Annotated in this window: 15 protein-coding genes; 14 read left to right on the forward strand and 1 reads right to left on the reverse strand. The window is 69.8% G+C overall.

The window, feature by feature from the left end:
* Window positions 1-5 precede the first annotated feature (5 nt).
* From ABIB25_RS10735 to ABIB25_RS10780, 10 genes are all read left to right on the forward strand, one after another.
* Window positions 6-2,594, forward strand: coding sequence for a CHAT domain-containing protein (locus ABIB25_RS10735; RefSeq protein WP_354528428.1), 2,589 nt, complete (start codon window positions 6-8; stop codon window positions 2,592-2,594).
* A gap of 75 nt (window positions 2,595-2,669) precedes the next feature.
* On the forward strand, window positions 2,670-5,333 hold the full coding sequence (locus ABIB25_RS10740) for a CHAT domain-containing protein (protein ID WP_354528429.1): 2,664 nt from the start codon (window positions 2,670-2,672) through the stop codon (window positions 5,331-5,333).
* Between the two features lie 128 nt (window positions 5,334-5,461).
* Window positions 5,462-6,898, forward strand: coding sequence for a hemolysin family protein (locus ABIB25_RS10745; RefSeq protein ID WP_354528430.1), 1,437 nt, complete (start codon window positions 5,462-5,464; stop codon window positions 6,896-6,898).
* The gene (locus tag ABIB25_RS10750) at window positions 6,895-8,097 is read left to right on the forward strand and encodes a hemolysin family protein (protein ID WP_354528431.1); all 1,203 of its coding nucleotides are present in this window, start codon (window positions 6,895-6,897) and stop codon (window positions 8,095-8,097) included. Before ABIB25_RS10745 ends, ABIB25_RS10750 begins: the two co-directional genes overlap by 4 nt.
* A gap of 9 nt (window positions 8,098-8,106) precedes the next feature.
* The gene (gene pafA / locus ABIB25_RS10755; protein WP_354528432.1) at window positions 8,107-9,465 is read left to right on the forward strand and encodes a Pup--protein ligase; all 1,359 of its coding nucleotides are present in this window, start codon (window positions 8,107-8,109) and stop codon (window positions 9,463-9,465) included.
* Window positions 9,466-9,626: 161 nt separating this feature from the next.
* Window positions 9,627-10,727 (forward strand): helix-turn-helix transcriptional regulator, encoded by a 1,101-nt coding sequence (locus ABIB25_RS10760; RefSeq protein WP_354528433.1) that lies wholly within the window; start codon window positions 9,627-9,629, stop codon window positions 10,725-10,727.
* Window positions 10,724-11,683 carry a helix-turn-helix transcriptional regulator gene (locus tag ABIB25_RS10765; protein ID WP_354528434.1) on the forward strand — a complete coding sequence of 320 codons (960 nt, stop codon included), beginning with the start codon at window positions 10,724-10,726 and terminating at the stop codon, window positions 11,681-11,683. The genes ABIB25_RS10760 and ABIB25_RS10765 overlap by 4 nt, the downstream gene beginning before the upstream one ends.
* 175 nt (window positions 11,684-11,858) lie before the next feature.
* Window positions 11,859-12,842 (forward strand): twin-arginine translocase subunit TatC, encoded by a 984-nt coding sequence (gene tatC / locus ABIB25_RS10770; RefSeq protein ID WP_354528435.1) that lies wholly within the window; start codon window positions 11,859-11,861, stop codon window positions 12,840-12,842.
* Window positions 12,839-15,664 (forward strand): DEAD/DEAH box helicase, encoded by a 2,826-nt coding sequence (locus ABIB25_RS10775; RefSeq protein WP_354528436.1) that lies wholly within the window; start codon window positions 12,839-12,841, stop codon window positions 15,662-15,664. Before tatC ends, ABIB25_RS10775 begins: the two co-directional genes overlap by 4 nt.
* Window positions 15,665-15,952: 288 nt before the next feature.
* A complete protein-coding gene (locus ABIB25_RS10780; protein ID WP_354528437.1) occupies window positions 15,953-16,795 on the forward strand; it encodes a DUF4333 domain-containing protein in 843 nt (280 codons plus the stop codon).
* 18 nt (window positions 16,796-16,813) lie between these two features.
* On the opposite strand, the gene ABIB25_RS10785 is transcribed toward ABIB25_RS10780, so the two are convergent.
* Entirely contained in the window at window positions 16,814-17,812 is a 999-nt protein-coding gene (locus ABIB25_RS10785; RefSeq protein WP_354528438.1) for a 5'-3' exonuclease, read from the reverse strand.
* A 562-nt stretch (window positions 17,813-18,374) separates the two neighbouring features.
* Here ABIB25_RS10785 and ABIB25_RS10790 point away from each other — a divergent pair.
* From ABIB25_RS10790 to ABIB25_RS10805, 4 genes are all read left to right on the forward strand, one after another.
* A complete protein-coding gene (locus tag ABIB25_RS10790) occupies window positions 18,375-19,535 on the forward strand; it encodes a M24 family metallopeptidase (RefSeq protein ID WP_354528439.1) in 1,161 nt (386 codons plus the stop codon).
* The gene (locus ABIB25_RS10795) at window positions 19,532-20,047 is read left to right on the forward strand and encodes an Lrp/AsnC family transcriptional regulator (RefSeq protein WP_502919791.1); all 516 of its coding nucleotides are present in this window, start codon (window positions 19,532-19,534) and stop codon (window positions 20,045-20,047) included. The genes ABIB25_RS10790 and ABIB25_RS10795 overlap by 4 nt, the downstream gene beginning before the upstream one ends.
* Before the next feature lie 45 nt (window positions 20,048-20,092).
* A complete protein-coding gene (locus ABIB25_RS10800) occupies window positions 20,093-22,213 on the forward strand; it encodes a prolyl oligopeptidase family serine peptidase (protein ID WP_354528440.1) in 2,121 nt (706 codons plus the stop codon).
* A gap of 220 nt (window positions 22,214-22,433) precedes the next feature.
* Window positions 22,434-23,786: an MDR family MFS transporter gene (locus tag ABIB25_RS10805; protein WP_354528477.1), complete on the forward strand. Its 1,353-nt coding sequence runs from the start codon at window positions 22,434-22,436 to the stop codon at window positions 23,784-23,786.
* The last annotated feature ends 24 nt before the right edge of the window (window positions 23,787-23,810 follow it).

Consider the following 23,810-nt stretch of genomic DNA (forward strand, 5'->3'; position numbering starts at 1 on the left):
GGTCGGTGAGCAGGGACGGCGTCCAGGAATCTACCGGCAACGGAACCGGTCACGTCGACATCCTGCGACCGGCCGTCTCCCTGCTCGAGAAGGCCAGAGCGGCGGGCGATGCCGGCCATCCGTTGTCTGCCCTCCGGTACTGCGAGCGGGCGCTGAAGTCGATCTCCGCGCTGGGAATCGGCTCGTCGGACGTATCGGAGCTGTCCTGCCTGGTGCTCATCACCCAGGCCTACCAGCACTCGGCGCTGGGCGACGTCAAGACGGCGTTGGCCGTGCTGGAACTGGCCGAGCAGCACGATGCGAGCATGCAGGCGGCAATCTGGGGAGCGCGCGCGATGAGTCTGATGCGCAGCGGCGACGACGCAGCTGCGCTGCGGGCATTCGACCACGTCATCGGGGCAGCCGACACCGACCCGAGAGTGCTGTCGGCGGCCCTGCTGAACCGGGGCTGGCTGCACATGGGCGGTGGCCGGCTGTCGCCGGCCAGGTCCGACACGCAGGGCGCTCTCGATGCAGCGACCACGGCCGGCGACAATTGGGGCGCCTTCATGGCCGCCCACAACCTCGGCTACCTCCAGTTCCTGTCGGGTGATCTGCCCGGAGCACTGGAATCGATGGAGTTGGCGCAACGATCGGTCGACGACCCACCGGTAGGGATGCCCGCACTCGACCGCGCCAGGGTTCTGCTGGTGGCTGGGCTGATCCGTGAGGCCTCGGAGTTCAGCCGGCTCGCAGTCGAGGACTTCGACCGGAACAAGGCGTTGAGTGAGCTGCCCGACGCTCTTGCGGTCGCAGCCGAGACCGACCTGCTCCGAGGTGACTGGCGCTCGGCGCTCACCAGGGCCCGTCGTGCCAAGACACTGAATATCAAGCGCGGCAACGATAATGCAGCGATGTTGGCCGAATTGGTGGAGCTCAAGGCCGAAGCCGGGCGTCGATCGGGGGGCCGGTCGCACCGGCCCGCACCGGCAGAGCGGGACGCCCGCCGGGCTGCGGAACTGGCGCACGGTCTGGTGGCCGCCGACCTGTCCACCGACGCGGTCACCGCTCACCTGCTGGCCGCCGAGGCACTGCTGGAGACGGACGACGTCGACGGAGCCAGGACCCAGGCCCAGCACGCCGGCAAGTTGGGGCGTGACGTCCCGATGGGGGTGCGCCTGCACGCACGGCTGGTGTCGGCCAGGCTGGACCTGCGTCAGCAGGACCACGTCCGGGGTTTCGCCCACATCCGCAGGGGGCTGGACGAACTCGCCGACTTCCAGGCCAGGTTCGGCTCCCAGGACATGCAGTCCGGGGCGTCGATCCACGGGGCCGCCCTCGCCCGGCTCGGACTGCGGACGGCGGTCGACAGCGGTTCGGCGGCGTTGATCCTGCAGTGGCTGGAGCGTTCCCGCGCAGTTACCACCCGTCTGCCCGCGGTCCACCCGCCGGCCGACGCCGAGCTCGCCGACACCCTCGGGGAGTTGCGGCTGGCCACCATCGACGCCCGCGCCGCCGCCGTGGCCGGGCATCGGGACGCGGTGCTGGAGCGTCGGGTCGCGGACCTGCGCAATCACGTGCGCTCGAGGTCGTGGACGGTCAGCGGATCGGGCACGGTGCAGCGCCCGCTGACATTGGCTGCGGTGCAACGGTTGCTGGCAGTCGACCCGTCGGATCCCACCGTCGTCGCGCTGCTGCACGGTGACCGGGAGACCCACGTCCTGGTCATCACCGCGCGTCGGGCGGTCCACCGCCCGCTGATCGACTGGCCCAGCCTGCACGCCCGGATCCGGCGCACCTCGGCCGATCTGGATCTGCTCGCCGCGCCCCGGATCCCGACCCCGATGATGGCGGTGGCGCAGCAGTCGCTGGCCGCCGACCTCGCGCACCTGGGTCATCACCTCCTCGAGCCGATCCTGCCGCTGCTGACCGGCGGGCCGGTGATCGTTGCCGCCGTCGGGCCGTTGGCGACCCTGCCCTGGGGCCTGCTCCCGCAGTTCGTCGGGCGTCCGGTGTCGGTGAGTTCCTCGGTGACGGTGGCGATGTCGGCCGGTGGGCGCCCCAGTCGGGCGTACCTCCGCGGGGTGCTCGCGGTGGCCGGCCCCGACGTGCCCGGTGGCGCCGACGAGGCGACCACCATCGCGTCGATGCACCCGGGAGCCGGTCTGCTGGTCGGTGCGGAGGCCACCGGCGAGGCATTGCTCGGTCAGCTCCCGCAAGGGGGTCTGCTGCACATCGCGGCGCACGGGCACCACGAGACGGACAGCCCGCTCTTCTCGTCCGTCCAGCTGATGGACGGACCGCTGTACGGGTACGACATCGCACCGAACCCGACGCTGCCCGACCACGTGGTGCTCTCCAGCTGCGACGTCGGACGCAGCGACGACCGGCCCGGCGGTGAGCCGCTCGGTCTGGCCGCCGCGCTGCTGCGCAGTGGTGTGTCCACGGTGGTCGCCGGGGTCAGCCGGATCTCCGACCAGGTCGCGGCATCGACGATGGTCGTCTATCACGAGCGACTGCTGGCCGGGGATGGACCGGCGGTCGCGCTGGCCGACGCCATCTCGCGCGCCGAGGGAGCACCGGCCCCGCTGACCTGCTTCGGCGCAGGCTCCTGAGCTACCCGTTTGCTGATTGGGCAGCCGCGAGCCCTGCTGCGAACGGGGGCTTGCGCGGGCTGTGAGACTTGATGGGTGAATCCGCATCGTCGGCACACCTCACCCGGCCGTGGTGATCTGTCGGCGACGGACCTGTGGACCATGGCGCGCTCGGCCAGCGATGACGGCAAATGGTCGACGGGTCTCCGGTTGGCGCAACGGGCACTTCAGCGGCTCGACGAGCAGCCAGCCCCTGATCCCGTGCTGCGGGCCCGGATCCTGGTCGCCTACGCGTACAACAGCTCCGAGCTGGGCAACACGGCCAGAGCACGCGACCTGCTGGACGAGGCTGCCACCTGCGAGGAGGTCCTGCCGGCGGTTCGGGTGGCCCGCGGCCTGATCCTCGTCAGGACCGGTCGGCCCGACGCCGCGCTGGAGGATCTGGACGCCGCCGTCGCGCAGCTGCGCGCCTCGCACACACCCGAAGGTCTGGAGGACCTGGCCGGTGCGCTGATCAACCGGGGTCTGCTGCACATCGTGGCGGGCCGTCTGGATCCGGCGGCCGCCGACACGCTGGCCGCCGGAGCGATCGCGCGGGAGCTCCATCGCGGCGACATCACCTTCATGGCACAGCACAACCTGGGGTTCGTCCGCTATCTGGCCGGCGATCTGCCGGCCGCCCTGGCCGCGATGGAGACCGCCGCCGCGGCGTGGCCCCGGGCGGCGCAGGACGGGGTCTCACCGCTGGACCGGGCCAGGGTGCTGGCCTCCGCCGGGCTGGTCGAGGCAGCCGGCGAGCACATCGACCAGGCGCTGGAGTTCTTCCGGATCAACCGCGCCACCGCCGATCTCGTGGATGCCTACTCGGTGCGGGCAGAGCTGGACCTGCTCGCCGGCAATCCGGTCGCGGCCCTGCATGCGGCGCGCCGGGCCGAGCAGACGGCCCGCCGCCGAGGCAACCACCCGGCCGCGTTGGCCGCGAGAACGCTTCGACTGCAGGCCGTCCGGGCCCAGCGTCGGCAGGACCACCGACTCGATCCGCCCACCGGTGCCGCGGAACCGGACACCGGCGGAATCGCCACCCGCGGTGCGGGGATTACCGGAGTCCAGCGAAATCGGGCCCGCCGCGACGCCGGCGAGGCCGGCGCCCTGGCCGACGAGCTGGTCGCTCTCGGGCTGGTCGAGGAGGCAAGGACCGCCATGCTGCTCCAGGCCGAGGCGCTGTTGGACTCCGGCGACATCCCCGCCGCGGCGGAGGCCGCCAAGACTGCCGGACTTCGCTCCGGCGGGGTCAGGCTCGTCACCCGGCTGCAGGGTCACCTGGTGGACGGCCGGCTGGAGCTCGCCGTCGGTCACCGCAGCGCCGGCCTCGCCCACATCCGGCGCGGCCTCGATGTGCTGTCCCACTTCCAGGCCCGATTCGGTTCGCAGGATCTGCAGACCGCGGGCGCTGTGCACGGCATGGAACTGGCCCGCCTCGGTCTTCGCACGGCCGTGGAGACCGGTTCGCCGGCGGCGATCTTCCAATGGCTGGAGCGCGCCCGCGGCGTCAGCACCAGGCTGCCGGCCGTGCGGCCGCCGGCCGACCCGGAGTTCGCCAGAGAACTCGGCGAGTTCCGGGCCGGGTACGAGCAGGCCCGGCAGGCCGTGCTGGCCGGGCATCGAGACCCTTCCCTTGAGGTGCGGGTCCGTCAGATGCGTCGTCAGGTGCAGGCGATGGCCTGGTCGGCATCCGGTAGTGGTGCCGTCCGGCAACCGTTGACCCTGGCCGCGGTGCAGCGCCGGCTGGCCGACGATCCCGACAGTCCCGGGGTGGTCGCCTACATCCGAGGCGACGGCGCGCTTCATGCCCTGGTCGTGACGGCGAGCCGGGCCCGGTTTCATCGACTGGGGTCGTTCGAGGAACTGCAGGGCCGGATTCGGCGAGTCTCGGCTGATCTGGATCTGCTTGCGGCTCAACGGATCCCAGAGCTGGTCCGGGTCGTGGCCCACCGATCGCTGATCGGCGGGTTGGAGCGAGTCGGGGCCTACCTGCTGGAGCCGATCCTCCCGCTGATCGGTGACGGCACGGTGCTCGTGGCGGGGCTTGGTGTGCTGACCACGGTGCCCTGGGGGTTGCTTCCGCAACTCCGTGGTCGACCGGTGTCGGTGACGGCTTCGGTGACCGCCGCCCTGTCCGGACGGGAGCGCACCGATACCGACCCGGAAGCACACCGGCGACGCAGACGGGTACTGGCGGTGGCCGGCCCGGATCTGCCGTTCGGCGCCGCGGAGGCCGAGCAGGTCGCCGCTCTCTACCCGGAGGCGACGACGCTGGTCGGCACGGCAGCCACCGGCACGGCGGTGCTGAAGGGGATCCCCGACGGCGGACTGCTGCACATCGCGGCCCACGGACACCACGAAGTCGAGTCGCCGCTGTTCTCCTGGGTGCAGTTGGCCGACGGACCGTTGTACGGCTACGACATCGCCCCCAATCCGTCGCTGCCCGATCACGTCGTGCTGTCGAGCTGTGACGTCGGGCGCAGCGACGACGACCGGCCGGGTGGTGAACCGCTGGGTCTGGCCGCCGCGCTCCTGCGCAGCGGGGTCTCCACCGTCGTGGCCGGGGTCAGCCGCATCGCCGACGACGTGGCCGCACTGTCGATGGTGCAGTACCACCGGCGACTGCTGGCCGGCGACCGACCGGCTGTCGCCCTTGCCGCCGCCGTCGCTGCGGGTGGGAGCGAACCCGTCCCGCTCACCTGTTTCGGCGTCGGCTGAAACACATCCGCGGCCCATCCCGTGCGGCCGGCCGGAAGACCGGGCGGGCCCGCTATCCTTGGCTCACACATCATGGACAGACACCCGGCCCTGCGCCCTCCTGACCTCCGCCTGCACAGGCCTGCTCCGTGATCACCCAGATCATCCTGTTGGTGGTCGGCCTGCTGCTGATCGTGGGCACCGCCATCTTCGTCGCCGCCGAATTCAGTCTCGTCACCGTCGACCGGGCCACCGTCGCGCAGCAGGCGGCGGCCGGCGACGACGGGGCCAAGTCGTTGCTGGTCGGCCTGAGGTCGCTGTCCACCCAGCTCTCCGGCGCGCAGGTGGGCATCACCGTCACCACGCTCGCGCTGGGTTTCGTGATGGAACCCTCGCTGGCCGCCCTGATCGCAGACCCGTTGCGCGCCATCGGGTTGTCCGCAGAAACTGCGTCGTCCATCGGGGTCGTGCTAGCGCTGATCGTGGCCACCGTGCTGTCGATGGTGTTCGGTGAGCTCGTTCCCAAGAACATCGCCATCTCCGAGCCCCTCGCGACCGCCAAGGCGGTGGTGAGGCCGCTGCGGTTCTCGACCTGGCTCTTCCGCCCACTGATCTTCGTGCTCAACGGGATCGCCAACGGCGTGCTGCGGATCTTCTCCATCGAGCCGCAGGAAGAGCTGCGCTCGGCTCGCTCCCCGCAGGAACTGCAGTCCCTGGTGCGCCGGTCCGCCGCCCAGGGCACGCTCGCGGCACCGACGGCCGGTCTGCTCTCCCGGTCGATCTCGTTCTCCGGCAAGACCGCGGCCGACGTGCTCACCCCGCGCACCCGCGTCCGTTTCGTCAAGGCCACCGACCCCGCGGACGCCGTGCTGGTGGCGGCCGCCGCGACCGGCCACTCGCGGTTCCCGGTGTCCGGAGCCGACTCCGACGACGTGGTCGGGCTGGTGCACCTCAAGCGCGCCGTTGCCGTCCCGCCCGACGAACGGGGTGGTGTCCGGGTCGAGCAGTTGATGTCCGAGGTCCCCGTCGTCCCGGCCACCATCCCGCTGGACGATCTCCTCGACCTACTGCGTGAGCAGGGTCTGCAGATGGCCGTGGTGGCCGACGAGTACGGCGGAACGGCCGGCATCCTGACCCTCGAGGACGTGGTCGAGGAGCTGGTCGGCGAGATCACCGACGAGCACGACGCCCACGATCCGCGTGCCGCCCGCCAGTACGACGAGACCTGGCTGCTGCCAGGTGATCTGCGACCCGATCAGATCGCCGAGATCACCGGCATCACGCTGCCGGACTCCGGCGCCTACGAAACCGTCGCGGGTCTGGTCATCGCCCGGCTGGGACGGATGCCGGAGAGCGCCGACACGGTCGAGGTGCCGGCCACCATGCTGGCCGGGGTCTCGCTCGGCGTGCTGGCCGCCCGGGTCGACGGCTCCGCCGACGACCTCGCCATCCCGCTGAACCCGCTCGACGACCTGCCGCGGGTGGTGACCGTCCGGCTGACCGTCGCCGCGCGGGCCAGACGCCGGATCGAGTCCGTGGTGCTGTCCGCCGTCGGTCAGCTCGACGACAACGGCGAGGTCAGATGAGTTCGAGTTGGGCGCTGGTGGGCCTGGTGGTGGTGCTGCTCGGGCTGAGCGCCTTCTTCGTGGCCGCCGAGTTCGCGCTGATCTCGGCGCGGCGGACCGTCATCGAGCCGCGGGCCGTGACCAGCGCCCGGGCCAGGACCACGCTCAGGGCAATGGAGAACGTCTCCGTCATGATGGCCTGCGCGCAGCTCGGGATCACCGTGTGCGGCGTGCTTCTCGGTGCTCTCGGCGAGCCGGCGGTGGCCAGTCTCCTCGAGCCCGTCTTCCACTCGCTCGGTGTCCCGGACGGAGCGCTGCACCCGGTCGCGCTGGTGGTGGCGCTGCTGCTGGTCGTCTCGGCGCACGTGGCCCTGGGTGAGATGGTGCCGAAGAACGTCGCGCTCGCCGGCCCGGAGAACACCGCGATCCTGCTGGCGCCGCCGCTGCGCGCCATCGCGCTCTTCCTCGGACCGATCGTCCGTGGTTTGAACCACATGGCGAACGCCGTGGTGCGGCTGACCGGCCGCGAGCCGAAGGACGAGGTGGTCTCGGCCTTCACCCGCGACGAGGTGGCCGGCCTGGTCGGTGAATCCCGCTCCGAGGGGCTGCTCGACCGCCAGGAACACGACCTGATCACCTCGGCCCTCGAGTTCGACACGGCCACCGTCGACCGGGTGCTGCTGCCCGACGCCGACGTCGTCTCGCTGCACTCCGGCGTCACCGCGGCGGAGGTCGAGCAGGCCTGCGCCAGAACGGGTTTCTCCCGTTTCCCGGTCCGTGATCCGGACGGGCGCTACGTCGGGTACCTGCACATCCGCGACGTCATCGACATCCCGACCGAACGGCGTGACGAGCCCATCCCGGCGGCGAAGATCCGTCCGCTGCCGGTGGTCGTCGCCGGGTCGGAACTGCGGCTGGCGCTGGATCGGATGCGTCGCCGCGGCGCGCATCTGGCGCAGGTCGCCGCGCCGGAACTCCCGGCTGTGGTCACCGCCACCGAACCGGACGCCGCCGGGCAGCTGACGGCCCTGGTCAGCGCGCAGGCCGAGCCGCCCGCGCAGGCCCGGTTGGGGCTGGTGACCTTGGAGGATGTCATCGAGGAACTGATCGGCGAGATCCGCGACGAGACTCGCCGTCGGCCCCAGACCTCGGGCTCCGTGGCCGATGCCGAGCAGCGGGCGACACGGGACCTCATCAGGCGCAGGCGCGCGGGGGCATAGTCTCGCCGTATGCAGCGGCGGATCATGGGCATCGAAACCGAGTTCGGCATCACCTGTACCTTTCACGGTCAGCGCCGCCTGTCGCCGGACGAGGTCGCGAGATACCTGTTCCGCCGGGTGGTGTCGTGGGGCCGGTCGTCGAACGTCTTCCTGCGCAACGGCTCCCGCCTCTACCTGGACGTCGGCTCGCACCCGGAGTACGCCACCGCCGAGTGCGACGACCTCCTGACGCTCATCGCCCACGACAAGGCGGGGGAGCGGATCCTGCAGGACCTCGTCGTCGACGCCGAGGCCCGGCTTGCCGAGGAGGGCATCGGTGGCGACATCTACCTGTTCAAGAACAACACCGACTCGGCCGGCAACTCCTACGGGTGCCACGAGAACTTCCTGATCGCCAGGGCCGGCGAGTTCTCCCGGATCGCCGACGGTCTCATCCCGTTCCTGGTCACCCGTCAGCTGATCGCCGGCGCCGGCAAGATCCTGCAGTCGCCGCGCGGCGCGTCCTACTGCCTCTCGCAGCGCGCCGACCACATCTGGGAGGGCGTCTCGTCCGCGACCACCCGTTCCCGCCCGATCATCAACACCCGTGACGAACCGCACGCCGACGCCGAGCGCTACCGGCGCCTGCACGTCATCGTCGGTGACTCGAACATGAGCCAGACCACCACCCTGCTCAAGGTGGGCAGCGCTGCGCTCGTCCTCGAGATGATCGAGGCCGGGGTGCAGCTGCGGGACTTCACCTTCGACAACCCGATCCGGGCGATCCGCGAGATCTCGCACGACATCACCGGACGGCGGCCGGTCCGGCTCGCGTCCGGCTCGGAGATCTCCGCACTGGACGCGCAGACCGAGTACTACACGAAGGCCGTCGACTACGTGGCCTCCCGCGGCTCCGACCCCATCTCCGAGCGGGTGCTCGACCTGTGGGGCCGCACCCTCAAGGGCGTGGAGACCGGCGACCTCTCCGGCGTGGACACCGAGATCGACTGGGTCATCAAGAAGAAGCTGATCGACTCCTACGCGGCCCGCAACTCCATGGAGCTGTCGGACCCCAGGATCGCCCAGATCGACCTGACCTACCACGATGTCCGCCCCGGCCGCGGGCTGCACTCGCTGCTGGTCCGCAAGGGTCTGGCTGCGACGATCGTCACCGACGAGGCGATCACCGAGGCCACCACGGTGGCTCCGCAGACGACCCGCGCCAAGCTGCGGGGCGAGTTCGTCGCCGCCGCGCAGGACGCCGGCCGCGACTACACCGTCGACTGGGTGCACCTCAAGCTCAACGACCAGGCCCAGCGCACCGTCCTCCTCAAGGACCCCTTCCGCAACACCGACGACAGGGTCACCAAGCTGATCGAGTCCCTGTAAGCGGCTCCCAGGCGGGCCACCTGCTGCGTTCTCGTCGTCTCGGATACAAACCCGGTATCCGTCGACTTCCTCGGTCTTGCATCTGGCGCACCTGGAACCCGCTCCACGCCGCGCTTGCCCGCGACTCTGCGCGGGACCACAGGTGTGGAAGGCTGGTCCACGTGGCCACGGCGAAAGCGGAACGACTGCTGAACCTGGTGATCGCCCTGCTGAACACACCGCGTTTTCGGACGGCGGCCTGGATCAGGGACAAGGTTGCCGGGTACGCCGATGCACCCACCGAGGAAGCCTTCTTCCGGACCTTCGAGCGTGACAAGACCGAACTTCGTGATCTGGGCATCCCGCTGCAGACCCCGGATGACGGATCGGACGGCTACCGGATCCCGCCCGGCGAGTTCGCCCTGCCCGAGCTGTCGTTCACGCCGGCCGAGACCGCAGCGCTCGGTCTGGCGGCGCGGTTGTGGGAGACGACGGCGCTGGCCGGTCCCGGGTCCAACGCGATGCGCAAGATCAGGGACTCGACCCCCGCCGACCCCGATGCGCAGCAGCACGCGCAGGCCGCCGCCCTGCTGCAGCCGCGCGTCCGGACCGCTGATCCGTCGTTCGCACCGCTCTACGCCGCGGTCCGCGCCGGTCGGGCCGTCGTCTTCGACTACCGCAAGACCCCGGCCGAGCAGGGCCAGACCAGGAACGTCGAGCCGTGGGGCCTGGTGTCCTTCGGCGGCCGCTGGTACCTCGTCGGTCAGGACACCGACAAGAACGCGCTGCGCACCTTCCGGCTTTCCCGGATCGTCGGGGCGGTCACAGCCGTGGGCCGCGCCGGTGCCGCGTCGGTGCCGGAGGGCCTCGACCTGCTGGCCATGGTCGCCGACAGCGTCGAAGTGCCCGCCGACCGCTCGGCCACCCTGCTGATCCGGCCGGGTTCCGCGACCGGCCTTCGCCGCACCGCCGACCGCGTCGGCCGACCCGCCCCCGAAGCCGCAGATCCGACGGCCGCCGAGCTGGACCCGGTCGGCGGGCACGACGGCTGGGACGTGGTGCGGATGCCGTTCGCCCACCTCTGGGACACGGCCAGGACGATCGCCGAGCAGGGACCCGAGGTGATGGTCATCGACCCGCCGGACCTGCGCGAGGCCGTGATCAGGCTGCTGGTCGGGGCCGTCGGCACCGACGGCCCGGCCTTGAACAATTCGAACACCGACACCGATGACGATTTACGGTTCGTCGACGACGCACCCGTGCTGCTCGAGGATTCGAAATGACCGAAACCGCAACGGATCGGCTGGCGCGGGTGCTCGGGCTGGTCCCGTACATCTCCCGGCGTCCGGGTGTGGCACTGGCCGACCTGGCGGTGGAGTTCGGGGTCGACGTCACCCAGATCGCTGCCGACCTCGACCTGCTGATGGTCTGCGGTCTTCCCGGTTACTATCCGGACGACCTGATCGACGTCGTGCTCGACGAGGAGGGCGGGACGGTCTCGATCGCGTTCGACGCCGGTATCGAACGGCCGGTCCGGTTGACGTCCGACGAGGCGGTGGCGTTGACCGTCGCCCTGCGCGCGTTCGCCGACCTGCCGGGCCTGGTGGACGCCGACGCCGTCTACTCGGCGCTCGCAAAGCTGGAACAGGCCGGCGCCGAGACCGCCGGCGCGGTCCGGGTGGCGGCGGCCGACGCCGCTCCCGCGCTGGGCGCGGTGCGCACCGCGGTCGACGACTCACGGCAACTCTGGATGCGCTACTACACGGCCTCCCGCGACGCCCTCACCGAACGCATCGTCGATCCGATCCGCCTCCTGGTCACCGACGGGCACGCCTACCTGGAGGGCTACTGCCACTCGGCCGACGCGGTCCGTCATTTCCGGGTGGACCGCATCGAGGACGTCAAGGTGCTGGACGAACCGGCCCAGGGCCAGCTCTGGGTCGACTCCGACATCCCCGAGAAGATGTTCCACCCCGATCCGCAGATCCCACCGGTGACCCTGCGCCTGGCGCCCTCGGCCCGCTGGGTGGCTGACTACTACCAGACCGAGAGCAGCACCGAACTTCCCGGCGCCGACGACGGGCCGGGGGAGCTGCGGATCAGCCTGCGGGCCGGCGGTGACGACTGGCTGGTCCGCCTGGTGCTCTCGCTCGGTGGCGGCGCCGTCATCGAGGACCGTCCGGACCTCACGTTGCGGGTGTCCGAGAGAGCGGCGCAGGCGCTGGCGGCCTACCGCTGACAGACGCCAAGACACGGTGAACCCGTTCTGCCAGGCCGGTTCCGCAGTCCGGCCGCCCCACGGCCTCGAACCAACAGCAGAACCGGCGGCAGAACCAGCCGCAGATCGCAGCACCATCTCGTGGCATCATCGAAGGTGGGCCTTGCCGGCCCGCTCGTCATCCAAGGAGTGTTCAGTGCAGCTTCGCCGCCGGAAGAAGGACGAGCCGAAGGTCGACGGCACGATGTCGTTGATGGAGCACCTGTACGAGCTCCGCAAGCGTCTCGGGTGGGCCGCCCTCGGCCTCTTTCTCGGCACCGTGGTCGGCTTCATCTGGTACACCGTCGCAATTCCGTCGCTGCACATCCCCAACCTCGGCGACATCCTCACCGGCCCGTACTGCAAGGTGCCAGCGAGCAAGCGCCTGAACATTCCGGGCCACGAGTGCGCGCTCCTGGCCACCGATGTGTTCAGCCCCCTGGCGATCCGGTTGAAGGCCGGCTTCATGGTCGGCGCCGTGCTCTCCTCGCCTGTCTGGCTCACCCAGCTCTGGGGATTCGTCACCCCGGCGCTCTACGACAAGGAACGCAAGTTCGCGCGGATCTTCGTCTCCACCGCCGCCGTACTCTTCGCCGCCGGCGCCGTGCTGGCCTACTACGTCATCAGCGAGGGCCTGACCGTTCTCCTCGGTTTCGCCGGGAGCAGCGTGGTCAGCGGCCTCGACCCGTCCAAGTACTTCCAGTTCCTGATGGCCTTGCTGATCATCTTCGGCGTCTCGTTCGAACTTCCGCTGCTGCTGATCATGTTGAACATCATCGGTCTCATCAAGGGCGCCAAGCTGGCCAAGGCCAGGCGCTACTCGATCTTCGGCATCGTGGTGTTCGCCGCGCTGGTCGTGCCCGGCAACGACCCGATCACCATGTCGGCCCTCGCCGTCTCGCTCGTCGTGCTCTACGAGGTGGCAGTGCAGGTCACCAAGCTCCACGACAAGCGCAAGGGCAACCGGGACGAGGCCGAGGGCCTGACGGACCTCTCCGACGACGAGGCCTCGCCGGTTCCCACCACGGCCGGGTTCCACGGCGGCACCGCCACCGATGACATCGAGCGGCCGACGCCCGTGTCCGCCCCGCAGCCGGTCGTGGTGAACACTCCCGGCGGCGACTTCGGTGATGCCACGTGACCGATGGCCCCTGGCCTGACGTCGAGGAGACGATTTCACCCGCGGAGCGGTACGCGCGCTCCCGGGACCGAGCGGGACACCCGTTCCTGACGGAGTTCGCCGAGAGCCGCCCATTCAAGCTGGACCGGTTCCAGATCGACTCCTGCCGGGCGCTCGAGGAGGGTCGCGGGGTCCTCGTCTGCGCACCGACCGGTGCCGGCAAGACGGTGGTGGGCGAGTTCGCGGTCCACCGCGCGCTGGCCACCGGCGGGAAGTGCTTCTACACCACCCCGATCAAGGCGCTCTCGAACCAGAAGTTCTCCGATCTGGTGGCTGAATACGGTCCCGACCGGGTCGGTCTTCTCACCGGCGACACTTCCATCAACTCGCACGCCGACGTCGTGGTGATGACCACCGAGGTGCTGCGCAACATGCTCTACGCCGACTCGCCGGACCTCGACGGGTTGACGGCCGTGGTGATGGACGAGATCCACTACCTCGCCGACAAGTTCCGAGGCGCGGTGTGGGAGGAGGTCATCCTGCACCTGCCGGCCAACGTCCAGGTGGTCGGCCTGTCCGCCACCGTGTCCAACGCCGAGGAGTTCGGCGCCTGGCTGCAGACCGTGCGCGGGCACACCACGGTCGTCGTCGACGAGCACCGCCCGGTGCCGCTCTGGCAGCACATGCTCGTCGGACGCCGGCTGTACGACCTGTTCAGCACCTCCGGCAGCGATTTCGACCCGAGCCGCCCGAGCGCCCGGATCAAGATCGAACCCGCACTGGCCAAGGCGGTGTCGGATGCCGAGGGTCTGGCCGGGCGGTTCAACGGCGGCCAGGGCGGCAGCGGCAACCGCGGCCGCACCAACAGCCGGGGCGGACGGGCCGGATTCGGTGGCAACGCCGGTGGCGCCCGGTGGCGCCCGACCTCCCGGGTCGACGTCATCGAGCGACTGGACGGCTCGGGTTTGCTGCCCGCCATCACCTTCATCTTCTCGCGCGCCGGCTGCGATGCCGCCGTCACCCAGTGCGTGCGCTCCGGCATGCGCCTGACCAGCGAGAACGAGCGATCCGAGATCCGCACGGTGATCGACCGACGGACCATCGACCTGCCGGAGGCCGACCTCGCCGTGCTGGGGTACTGGGAGTGGCGTGAGGCGCTGGAGCGCGGGATCGCCGCGCACCACGCCGGGATGCTGCCCGCGTTCAAGGAGACGGTCGAGGAGCTGTTCGTCGCCGGCCTCGTGAAGGCCGTGTTCGCGACCGAGACCCTCGCGCTCGGGATCAACATGCCGGCCAGGACCGTCGTGCTGGAGAAGCTGGTCAAGTACAACGGCGAAGGCCACGTCGACCTGACGCCGGGGGAGTACACCCAGCTCACCGGGCGCGCCGGGCGCCGCGGCATCGACGTCGAGGGCCACGCGGTGGTGCTCTGGTCGCCGGGAATGGACCCCCACGTCGTCGGCGGTCTGGCGTCCAAGCGCACCTACCCGCTGCGGTCCTCGTTCCGGCCGAGCTACAACATGGCCGTCAACCTGACCGACCGGATGGGCCGGACGGCGGCAAAAGCGTTGCTGGAGCAGTCTTTCGCCCAGTTCCAGGCCGACTCGTCGGTGGTCGGCCTGGTCCGGCAGGTGCGCCGCGACGACCAGGCAATCGCCTCCCACTTCAAGGCGATGGCGTGCCACCTGGGGGACACCGCCGAGTACCTCGCGCTGACCAACGAACTCGCGTCGCAGGAGAAGACCCAGGCGAAAGCCGGCGCCGCTCGTCGCAGGGACGCCACCACCAATGACCTGATGAGCCTGACCCGCGGTGACATCATCTCCATCCCGGCCGGTCGCCGAGCCGGTCTGGCTGTCGTGCTCGATCCCGGTGTCGGGTTCGACGACTCGGTGCGCCCACTGGTCGTCACCGCAGGTCGGTGGGCAGGACGACTGTCTGCCAACGACTTCCGCGGTCCGGTGCCCAGTCTCGGACGGATCAAGTTGGACAAGTTCGTCGACCACCGCGCGCCGGGCGTTCGCCGCGACATCGCCTCGGCCCTCGGGGCCGCCCTGGCCGGGGGCCGGGTCGCGACCAAGGGCACGGTACCGCGAGGTGCGATGGAGGACGTCGACATCGCGGCGTTGCGGCGCGCGGTCCGCTCCCACCCGGTGCACGGCTGCGCCGACCGGGACACCCACCTGCAATGGGCTCGTCGGTGGCTGCGGCTGCAGACGGAGAACGCCGCCCTCGAGGCCAGGGTGACCGGCTCCCGCAACTCGCTCGGTGATGCCCTCGACCGGATCCTCGCGCTGCTCGACCGACGCGGGTACGTGGACGGCGACGAGCTCACCGACGCCGGACGCATGCTCTCGCGCATCTGGTCCGAGAGCGATCTGGTGGTCGCGGAATGCCTGCAGGACCGGGTGTGGGAGGCTCTCGGACCGGCAGATCTCGCTGCGGTGGTGTCGATCCTGGTCTTCGAGGCAAGACGCGAAGGGGTCAGCGCGCCCCGGCCACCGGCCGGCGCCGCGGCGACCGCGATGGCCGAGACCACCAGGATCTGGACCGAGATCAGCGCTGACGAGGCTGCCGCGGGATTGCCTGCCACCCGGAGTCCTGACCTCGGGTTCGCGGCAGCGGTGGCGTCCTGGGCCAGGGGCGAGACCCTGACCCAGGCCCTCACCGTGGCCAATGCCACCGGCACCGACATGTCGGCCGGCGATTTCGTCCGGTGGTGCCGCCAGGTGATCGACCTACTGGACCAGGTGCGGACGGTGGCCGAACCGTTGTTGGCCGGGACGGCGAAACAGGCCCTCACCGCGCTGCGCAGGGGGGTGGTGGCGCGGGGCGCGATGTGAACGACCGAAACAGGTCCGTGTCCCGAGTATCAGTAACATCCAGACAAGGCTCTTCACCTGTCGGTAGGTTCGCGTACGAACGAATACTCGATCCCTACCCGAGAAGATTAATTCGTCATCCGCCACAGCCCGGTCCACGTGGAACGGCCCGCATCGTGGTTGGATCACCAGTGACGGCGGCGTGCGGGCCGGCGTGATCGAGGAGGCATCGGTGGATCGCAACGATTTGCGAACGGACGGCGGGGCGAAGGCCACGATGAGCGCTTGCGCGAAGAGGCAGGATCAGAAATGAGCACGCCATACGGTCCAAGCGGACAACAGGGTGATCCGGGCCAGCAGTGGCCCCAGTACGGGCAGCCCGGCTACCAGCCGCCGCCTGCCCCCGAGTCCGGCGCCCAGCCTGCCTACGGGCAGCCACCTCAGCAGGCGTACGGCCAGCAGCCCGGCTACGGCGCCCCCCAGCAGCCGACCTACGGCCAGCCTGCCGCCGAACCGGGACAGCAGTACGGCCAGCCTGCGTACGGCCAGCCTGCGTACGGCCAGCCCAGCGGAGCTCAGCCCGCCTATGGCCAACCGGCCGCCGATCCGGTGCAGTCCTACGGCCAGGCTGGCTACGGCCAGCCCGCAGGCTACGGCCAGCAGTCGGCCTACGGCGCAGCACCGACCTACGACCAGCCTGCTTACGGTCAGCAAGGTGGCTACGGTCAGCAGGGTTCCTACGGTCAGCCCGCGGCCTACGGTCAGCAGAGCGGATTCGGTCAGCCGGCGGGCTACGGTCAGCCTTCTGCTCCCGCGAAGAAGTCCAGCAAGGGCATGCTGATCGGGGTGGTAGCCGCCGTCGTGGTGCTGGCCGTCGTCGCGATCGTGCTGTTCGTGTACCCGGGCGTGATCAAGAAGGGCGACACCTTCGACAACACCAAGGTCGCCGCGGGTGTCACCAAGATCCTGACCGACGCACCACCGGCCGGCTACGGCACCACCGGCGTGACGAACGTCGTCTGCCCCGCGGACCAAGCGGTCAAGACCGGCACGACGTTCAACTGCACCGCCACCATCGCCGGCGCGGCCAAGACGATCACCATCACCGTCAAGGACGACAAGGGCCAGTACGAAGTCGGCGTGCCCAACTGAGGCGTGTCCCCCGGCCCCTCAATCTCGCGAGCTCAGGGTGTCGAGAAGCCGGGCGACAGGCGAGCTGAGTCCGTACTCGCGTGACAGCTCTAGCAGGCGGTCGGGATCGACCGGAGCCTTCGGCAGCCTGCCGTCGCCGGCAGGCCACACGGTGACGGGTGCGTCCTGGGCGACCCGGACGACGGTCGGCGCCACTGCGAGGTAATCCAGAGCCGGGGCCAGCTTCTGCCGCTGAGATTTCGTCAGCGTCGACTTCGGGTCCTTCGTCGCCTCGATGACAGCCTCGATCGACCCGTAGGTGCTGATCAGTGCGGCGGCCGTCTTGTCACCGACGCCGGCCACGCCCGGCAGCCCGTCGGACGGATCTCCGCGCAGCACCGCGAAATCCGGGTAGCGGCCTGGCGGGATGTCGTGCTTCTCCGCCACGGCGTTCATGTCGAGCACCACGACCCTGCTCATCCCGGCGCCGACGTAGCGGACGCGCACCACGGTCGGGGCGTCACGGGCCAGTTGGAACAGGTCCCGGTCGCCGGTGACCACCTCGACCTCGTCCTCGCGCTCCAGGCCGGCCAGGGTGCCGATGACGTCGTCGGCCTCGAAACCCGGCGCGCCGGCCGTGCTGATCCCGATCGCCGCCAGCACCTCCAGCAGCACCGGGATCTGCGGGCTGAGCAGATCAGGCACTTCCTCGATCGCAGTCTCACCTTCATGTAGAGGTCGAGCTTTGGTCGATTCATTCCGTTTGGCCGCGGTTTCCGAACGGTTATCGTCGGCCGGAGCCTCGGCCACCCGGTGGGTCTTGTAGGTCGGGACCAGTTCCACCCGCCAGGCCGGACGCCAGTCCAGGTCGAGACAGGCGATCACGCGCGTCGGGTTCCCGTCGAGCATCACCCGCCGAACGATGTCCAAGGTTCCGCGGATGGCGTTGACCGGTTGCCCGGCCGGCCCGACCGTGGTCGCGGGGACCCCGTGGAACGCGCGGAAGTAGATACCGGCCAGATCGAGCAGTTGCAGCATGTTCGACGACGCTACCGGTCCCCGCTCATGGGTCGATCACCTCGGTGGATCTCGTCGCCGTCGGGAAGTCACTCCGGGCCCGGGCCCGGCGTGGGTCCGGCCTCCACCGGCGACGCCGAACGGCGCGGCCTGGGTCGAGCGCCATCGTCGCGGTCGTCAGTTAGCGCATTTGACAGTGGGGGAATTCGACAGCGTGGTGGGTATTGACCGTGGACTTTTCGTTGGCGCCCTGTTCCCGAGTAGGAGATATACTTCCCTCGAATTAATTGGGACACTTAGATCTGGCGGACAAGACTCCGCGCGCGGTTCCCTCGAAGTGAATGACACCGGGGTTTGGGCGAACCGTGATTGCTGACCTCGGTGGCTTCGACGTCGGTGCGCCGGAAGCAGCCTCGACTGGACCTCCCTTCCCCGATCGTCCGCATGGGTAGGGTCAGCCACCATCCTCCTGGTAACGCCCCGGTTGTAGACATCTGATGACCTGAGGTCGATCGCAATTTCATCTGTTTCGACGCTGGTCCGGGACGCAGCAGTTTCGGTGATCGAGGCTAGGATCCCGAGAATGTTCGCCGAATCTTCGCCGTCGCCGTCGCCCTCTCCCGCAGCCGCGAACGCTGCGTTCGCGGACCGACTGGCCCGGCTGGCCGTCCAGGCGGGCCTGGCCGGGGTGGACGTGGTGATCATCGCGCCCGGCGCCGATCTGCAGTACTTCGCCGGCCACTCGGTCGGTTCGCACGAACGGCTGACCGCGCTGGTGGTCCCGGCGGTCGGCGAGCCGCAGATCCTGGTCCCGACCCTCGAGCGGCCCGGATGGTCGGGCAGCCCGCTGGAGCAGCTCGGGGTCCCGTTCACCACCTGGACCGACGGCGCCGACCCCTACCAGGCCCTGATCGGGTTGCTCCCGCTCACGGCCACCGTGCTGGCCGTCGACTACCACATGCCGGCCGTGCACGCGTTGGGAATCCAAGCGGCACAACAGGGTTCGGAGCTCCGCTTGGCAGGAGAGATCATCGGCGAGCTGCGGATGCGCAAAGCCGCCGACGAGGTCGCCGCGCTGGCCGACATCGGCGCTGCCATCGACCGGGTGCAGGCACGCATCGGCGAGTGGCTGCGCCCCGGCCGCACCGAGGCCGAGGTGGCGGCCGACATCGCCGCTGCGCTGGTCGAAGAAGGTCACACCCGCGCCGACTTCGTCATCGTGGCCTCCGGCAGCAACGGCGCCAGCCCGCACCACGAGGCCTCGCCGAAGGTGATCGAACCGGGTGATCCGGTGGTCATCGACATCGGCGGCCCGAGCCCGGCCGGCTACTACTCCGACTGCACCCGGACCTACCAGGTCGCCGGTGACGGGGGCGATCCCGACTTCGACAAGGTCTACGAGATCGTCCGGCAGGCCCAGCAGGCCGGCGTCGACGCCGTCCGCACCGGCGCAACGGCCGAGTCGATCGACAAGGCCTCTCGATCGGTCATCGAGGAGGCCGGCTACGGCGAGTACTTCATCACGCGGACCGGCCACGGGATCGGTCTCGAGGTGCACGAGCACCCGTACATGGTCAGCGGCAACGCGATGCTGCTGGAGGAGGGCATGGCCTTCTCGGTCGAGCCGGGCATCTACCTGACGGGCCGGTTCGGTGTTCGCATCGAGGACATCGTCGTCGTCGGCCGGGACGGACCTCTGCTGATGAACAACGCGGCCAAGACGTTGATCACGGTCGGGGGCTGAGCCCGGTGCTGGAAGAACTCGACGCGCGGATCGCGGCTGTGCTGGCCGCGGACGGCCGATGTTCCTACACCGAACTGGCGGACAAGGTCGGACTGTCCGTCTCCGCCGTGCACCAGCGGGTGCGTCGGCTGGAGCAGCGCGGCGTCATCCGCGGGTACGCAGCCCGGATCGACGGCGAGCAGATCGGACTTCCGCTGACGGCCTTCGTCTCGCTGACGCCGATCGACCCGGCCGAACCGGACGACTACCCGCAGCGTCTGCTGCCGCTGCCGCAGATCGAATCCTGCTACTCGGTAGCCGGGGTGGAGTCCTACATCGTCAAGGTGCGGGTCGCGTCACCGTCGGCTCTGGAGGCGCTGCTCGCGCAGATCAGAGCGACCGCCAACGTGTCGACCAGGACCACCGTCGTGCTGTCCACCCCGTTCGAGGACCGTCCCGTGACGGCCGGCGCGCCCGCTCAGGTACCCGGCACCACCGGTGCCTCGCTGAACCCGGTGAACGCGGAGAGCTGACCGCCCGGGCGCCACGCGCCGTCATCGGCGTGATGTGATCGGGGTATGTCACTCGTCCCAGATCCTGAACCGGCCAGCTATCCGCCCGCGGACCGCGACGACACCGTTGACGTCCTCCACGGTGTCAGCGTGCCCGACCCCTACCGGTACCTCGAGGATCCGGACTCGCCGCGGACGACAGCCTTCGTGGCGGCCCAGAACGCAGTGTCCAGGCCGTATCTCGACGGACTCGCCGGGCGTGAGACGTTCCTGGCGGGTACCACCGCACTGCTCACCGCGCCGCGCACCGGAGTGCCGTGGGAGCGCGGCGGGCACTACTTCATGATCGGCAACCCGGGGGAGAAGGACCAGGACCAGCTGTTCACCGCCGGCACCCCGGCCGAGCTCACGGCGGGCCACGGGCGCCTTCTGCTGGATCCGAACGGGTGGTCCGCCGATGGCACTGCGGCCCTCACCGGGATCCAGGTGACCGACGACGGCACCTTGGCCGGCTACACCCGCTCGGACGCCGGCTCGGACTGGCGCACGGTGGGTGTGCTGGACGTCGAGACGGGTGAGGACCTGCCGGACCGGCTGACCGGAGCGAAGTGGCTGGATCCGACCTGGCTGCCGGACGGTCTGTCGTTCCTCTACTGGTGCTACCCGGACGCCGAAACCGAGACCTCGGGAGCCTTCACCGACGCGGCCGGGATCGGCCGGCTGGCGCTGCACCGGCTGGGCACCGACCAGTCGGCGGACGAGCTGATCTGGTCACGGCCCGAGGCCAAGGAGTGGATGGTCGACGCCTGGTTCAGCGCCGACGGTCGCTGGCTCGTGCTGACTGCCTCACCCGGAACGGACTCCCGCACCACGGTGTTCGTCCGGCGGGTGGCGTCCGACGAGGACGGCCGCAGCGTGATTCTGCCCGGGGAGACACCGGTCGTCGCCGAGCTAGCCGACGCACACCACGTCGTCGGGGCCGACGGCGACATCCTGTACCTGCGGACCGAGCGGGACGCACCGGCCGGACGGCTGGTCGCGGTGGACCTGGCCTCGCCCGGGTCGCCATGGAAGGAGCTGATCTCCGGGACCGACACCCAGATCCTGTCCGACGTCAGCCTCGCGCGCGACTCGTTCCTGCTGATGTGGTCGGTCGACACCGCCCACCACCTGGAGATCGTCGATCGCTCCGGCGCTTTCGTGGCCGCACCCGCGCTGGGTGACCAGGTGTCGTTCATCGCGGTGCGGTCCCGTTCGGGGAGCGACGAGATCTTCGTCGGTACCACCGGGTTCGACCATCGTCAGCTGACGTACCGGCTTGACACGCTCGGCGCCGTCGAACGGTTGGCCGGGCCGGCCGGGGCGGTGGAGCTGCCCGCCGTCACCGCCACCCGGATCCAGGGGATCTCTGCCGACGGCACCCCGGTGCCGATGAGCCTGGTGCACCGCGCCGATCTGGCGGAGGGCCCTCACCCGACCCTGCTGTACGGCTACGGCGGATTCGACATCGCCCTGGCACCGAGCTTCTCGGCGTTGTTCGCCACCTGGATCGCCGGCGGCGGCGTGCTTGCTGTCGCAAATCTGCGCGGTGGTGGCGAATTCGGCACCGCCTGGCACGAGGCGGGCATGCTGCACCACAAGCAGCGGGTCTTCGACGACCTGTTCGGGTGCGCCGAGAAGCTGGTGGCCGATGGGATCACCACCACGGCCCAGCTGGCCGTGCACGGCCGGTCCAACGGCGGACTGCTGGTGGGGGCGGCGATCACGCAACGCCCCGACCTCTTCGCCGCGGCCCTGCCCACCGTCGGCGTGATGGACATGCTCCGGTTCCACCTGTTCACCATCGGGTGGGCCTGGACGACCGAGTACGGCTCACCCGACAGGTCCGAGGACTTTCCCACCCTGCACGCCTACTCGCCGCTGCATGCACTGCGCGAGGGCACCCGCTACCCGCCCACGCTGGTCAGCACGGGTGATCACGACGATCGGGTGGTGCCCGCGCACTCGCTCAAGTTCGGGGCGCAGATGCAGCACTGCCAGGCCGGGACTGCGCCGATCCTGCTGCGGATCGACACCAGAGCCGGTCACGGGATGGGCAAGCCGGCGACGGCGCTCGCCCAGGAGTACGCCGACCAGCTGGCCTTTGCGGCGCACTGGACGGGGCTACGAGCACCGGTGACCGGCTGACCTACCCACGGTGGCCCGCATGGTTGCCCGGAATCGCGAGCCGCGCGAAGTGGTTAGCATGGGAAAGATCTGTGCGACCAAGACGAGCGACGACGAAAGCCGAACCAGACCTGTGACGACCACCGCCAAGACCAGCACCGACAAGACAGGCTCCAACGCCGGGACGCCGGTGAGTGCAGTCGGATTCCGCTCCGATCGCGGCCCGATCCTGATCTCGCTGATGTTGGCGACCTCGCTCGTCGCACTCGACTCGACGATCATCGCGACGGCGGTGCCCTCGGTGGTGAAGAGCCTCGGCGGTTTCTCCGAATTCCCCTGGCTGTTCTCGATCTACCTGCTGGCGCAGGCGGTCTCGGTACCGGTCTACGCGAAAGTCGCCGACATGTTCGGCCGCAAGCCCGTCATCCTGCTGGGCATCGGCCTGTTCCTCGTCGGGTCGATCCTCTGCGGTTTTGCCTGGAGCATGCCGGCGCTGATCGCCTTCCGGGCGGTGCAGGGTCTGGGCGCCGGTGCGGTCCAGCCGATGAGCATCACCATCGTCGGTGATATCTACTCGCTCGAGGAGCGGGCCAGGGTCCAGGGCTACCTGGCGAGCGTCTGGGGCATCTCATCGGTCGTCGGACCGACGCTGGGCGGGGTCTTCAGCGAGTGGATCTCGTGGCGCTGGATCTTCTTCGTCAACATCCCGATGTGCTTCCTCGCCGGCTGGATGCTGATCCGCAAGTTCCACGAGAAGGTCAACCGGACACCCCACCGGATCGACTACCTCGGCGCGACCCTGCTGACGCTCGGTTGTTCGCTGGTCATCCTCGGCCTGCTGGAGGGCGGGGGAGCTTGGTCCTGGACCTCGCCCGTCAGTCTGCTGATCTTCGGTGTCGGACTGCTGTCGTTGGTGGCCTTCGTCTTCGCCGAACGCTCGGCCGCCGAACCCGTGCTGCCGCTCTGGATCTTCCGGCGCCGCGTGCTGGTCGGCGGCAGTGCGGTGTCGTTGATGGTGGGCGCCGTGCTGCTGGGCCTGACCTCGTACGTCCCCACCTACGTGCAGGTGGTGCTCGGCGCCGGTCCGCTGGTGGCCGGGTTCGCCCTGGCCACGCTCACTCTCGGCTGGCCGATCGCGGCCGCCCTGGCCGGGCGGGTCTACCTCCGGATCGGCTTCCGGTCGACGGCGTTGCTGGGCGGCGCTGTCGTCGTCATCGGGACCAGCCTGATGCTGAGCCTGGGCCGGGACTCCTCCATCGTCGCGGTCGGGATCTACTGCTTCATCGTCGGGATCGGCATGGGACTGGTCGCCAGCCCCACCCTGATCGCCGCCCAGTCCAGCGTCGGATGGTCCGACCGGGGAGTCGTCACCGGCACCAACATGTTCAGCCGGTCCATCGGGAGCGCGGTCGGGGTGGCGTTGTTCGGTGCCATCGCCAATGCGGTCCTGACTTCCGGTGGCCGGGTCGACGAGTCGCCCACCGCGGTGAACATCGCTTCGCACCACGTCTTCATCGCCGTGGTGGTGATCTCGGTGGTGATGGTCGCGTCCGCCGGCATGCTGCCCCGCCGTCGGGATCAGGTCGTGGTCTGAGATCTGGGCATCCCCATCCAGGTC

The organism is Nakamurella sp. UYEF19 (assembly GCF_040546275.1).
Lineage (GTDB): Bacteria > Actinomycetota > Actinomycetes > Mycobacteriales > Nakamurellaceae > Nakamurella.

Excerpts from the sequence above, each read along its gene's own strand:
- ABIB25_RS10780 (WP_354528437.1), top strand. The coding sequence starts at position 15,953 with ATGAGCACGCCATACGGTCCAAGCGGACAACAGGGTGATCCGGGCCAG.
- ABIB25_RS10800 (WP_354528440.1), top strand. The coding sequence starts at position 20,093 with ATGTCACTCGTCCCAGATCCTGAACCGGCCAGCTATCCGCCCGCGGAC.
- ABIB25_RS10765 (WP_354528434.1), top strand. The coding sequence starts at position 10,724 with ATGACCGAAACCGCAACGGATCGGCTGGCGCGGGTGCTCGGGCTGGTC.
- ABIB25_RS10785 (WP_354528438.1), bottom strand. The coding sequence starts at position 17,812 with ATGCTGCAACTGCTCGATCTGGCCGGTATCTACTTCCGCGCGTTCCAC.
- ABIB25_RS10790 (WP_354528439.1), top strand. The coding sequence starts at position 18,375 with ATGTTCGCCGAATCTTCGCCGTCGCCGTCGCCCTCTCCCGCAGCCGCG.
- ABIB25_RS10805 (WP_354528477.1), top strand. The coding sequence starts at position 22,434 with ATGTTGGCGACCTCGCTCGTCGCACTCGACTCGACGATCATCGCGACG.
- ABIB25_RS10750 (WP_354528431.1), top strand. The coding sequence starts at position 6,895 with ATGAGTTCGAGTTGGGCGCTGGTGGGCCTGGTGGTGGTGCTGCTCGGG.
- pafA (WP_354528432.1), top strand. The coding sequence starts at position 8,107 with ATGCAGCGGCGGATCATGGGCATCGAAACCGAGTTCGGCATCACCTGT.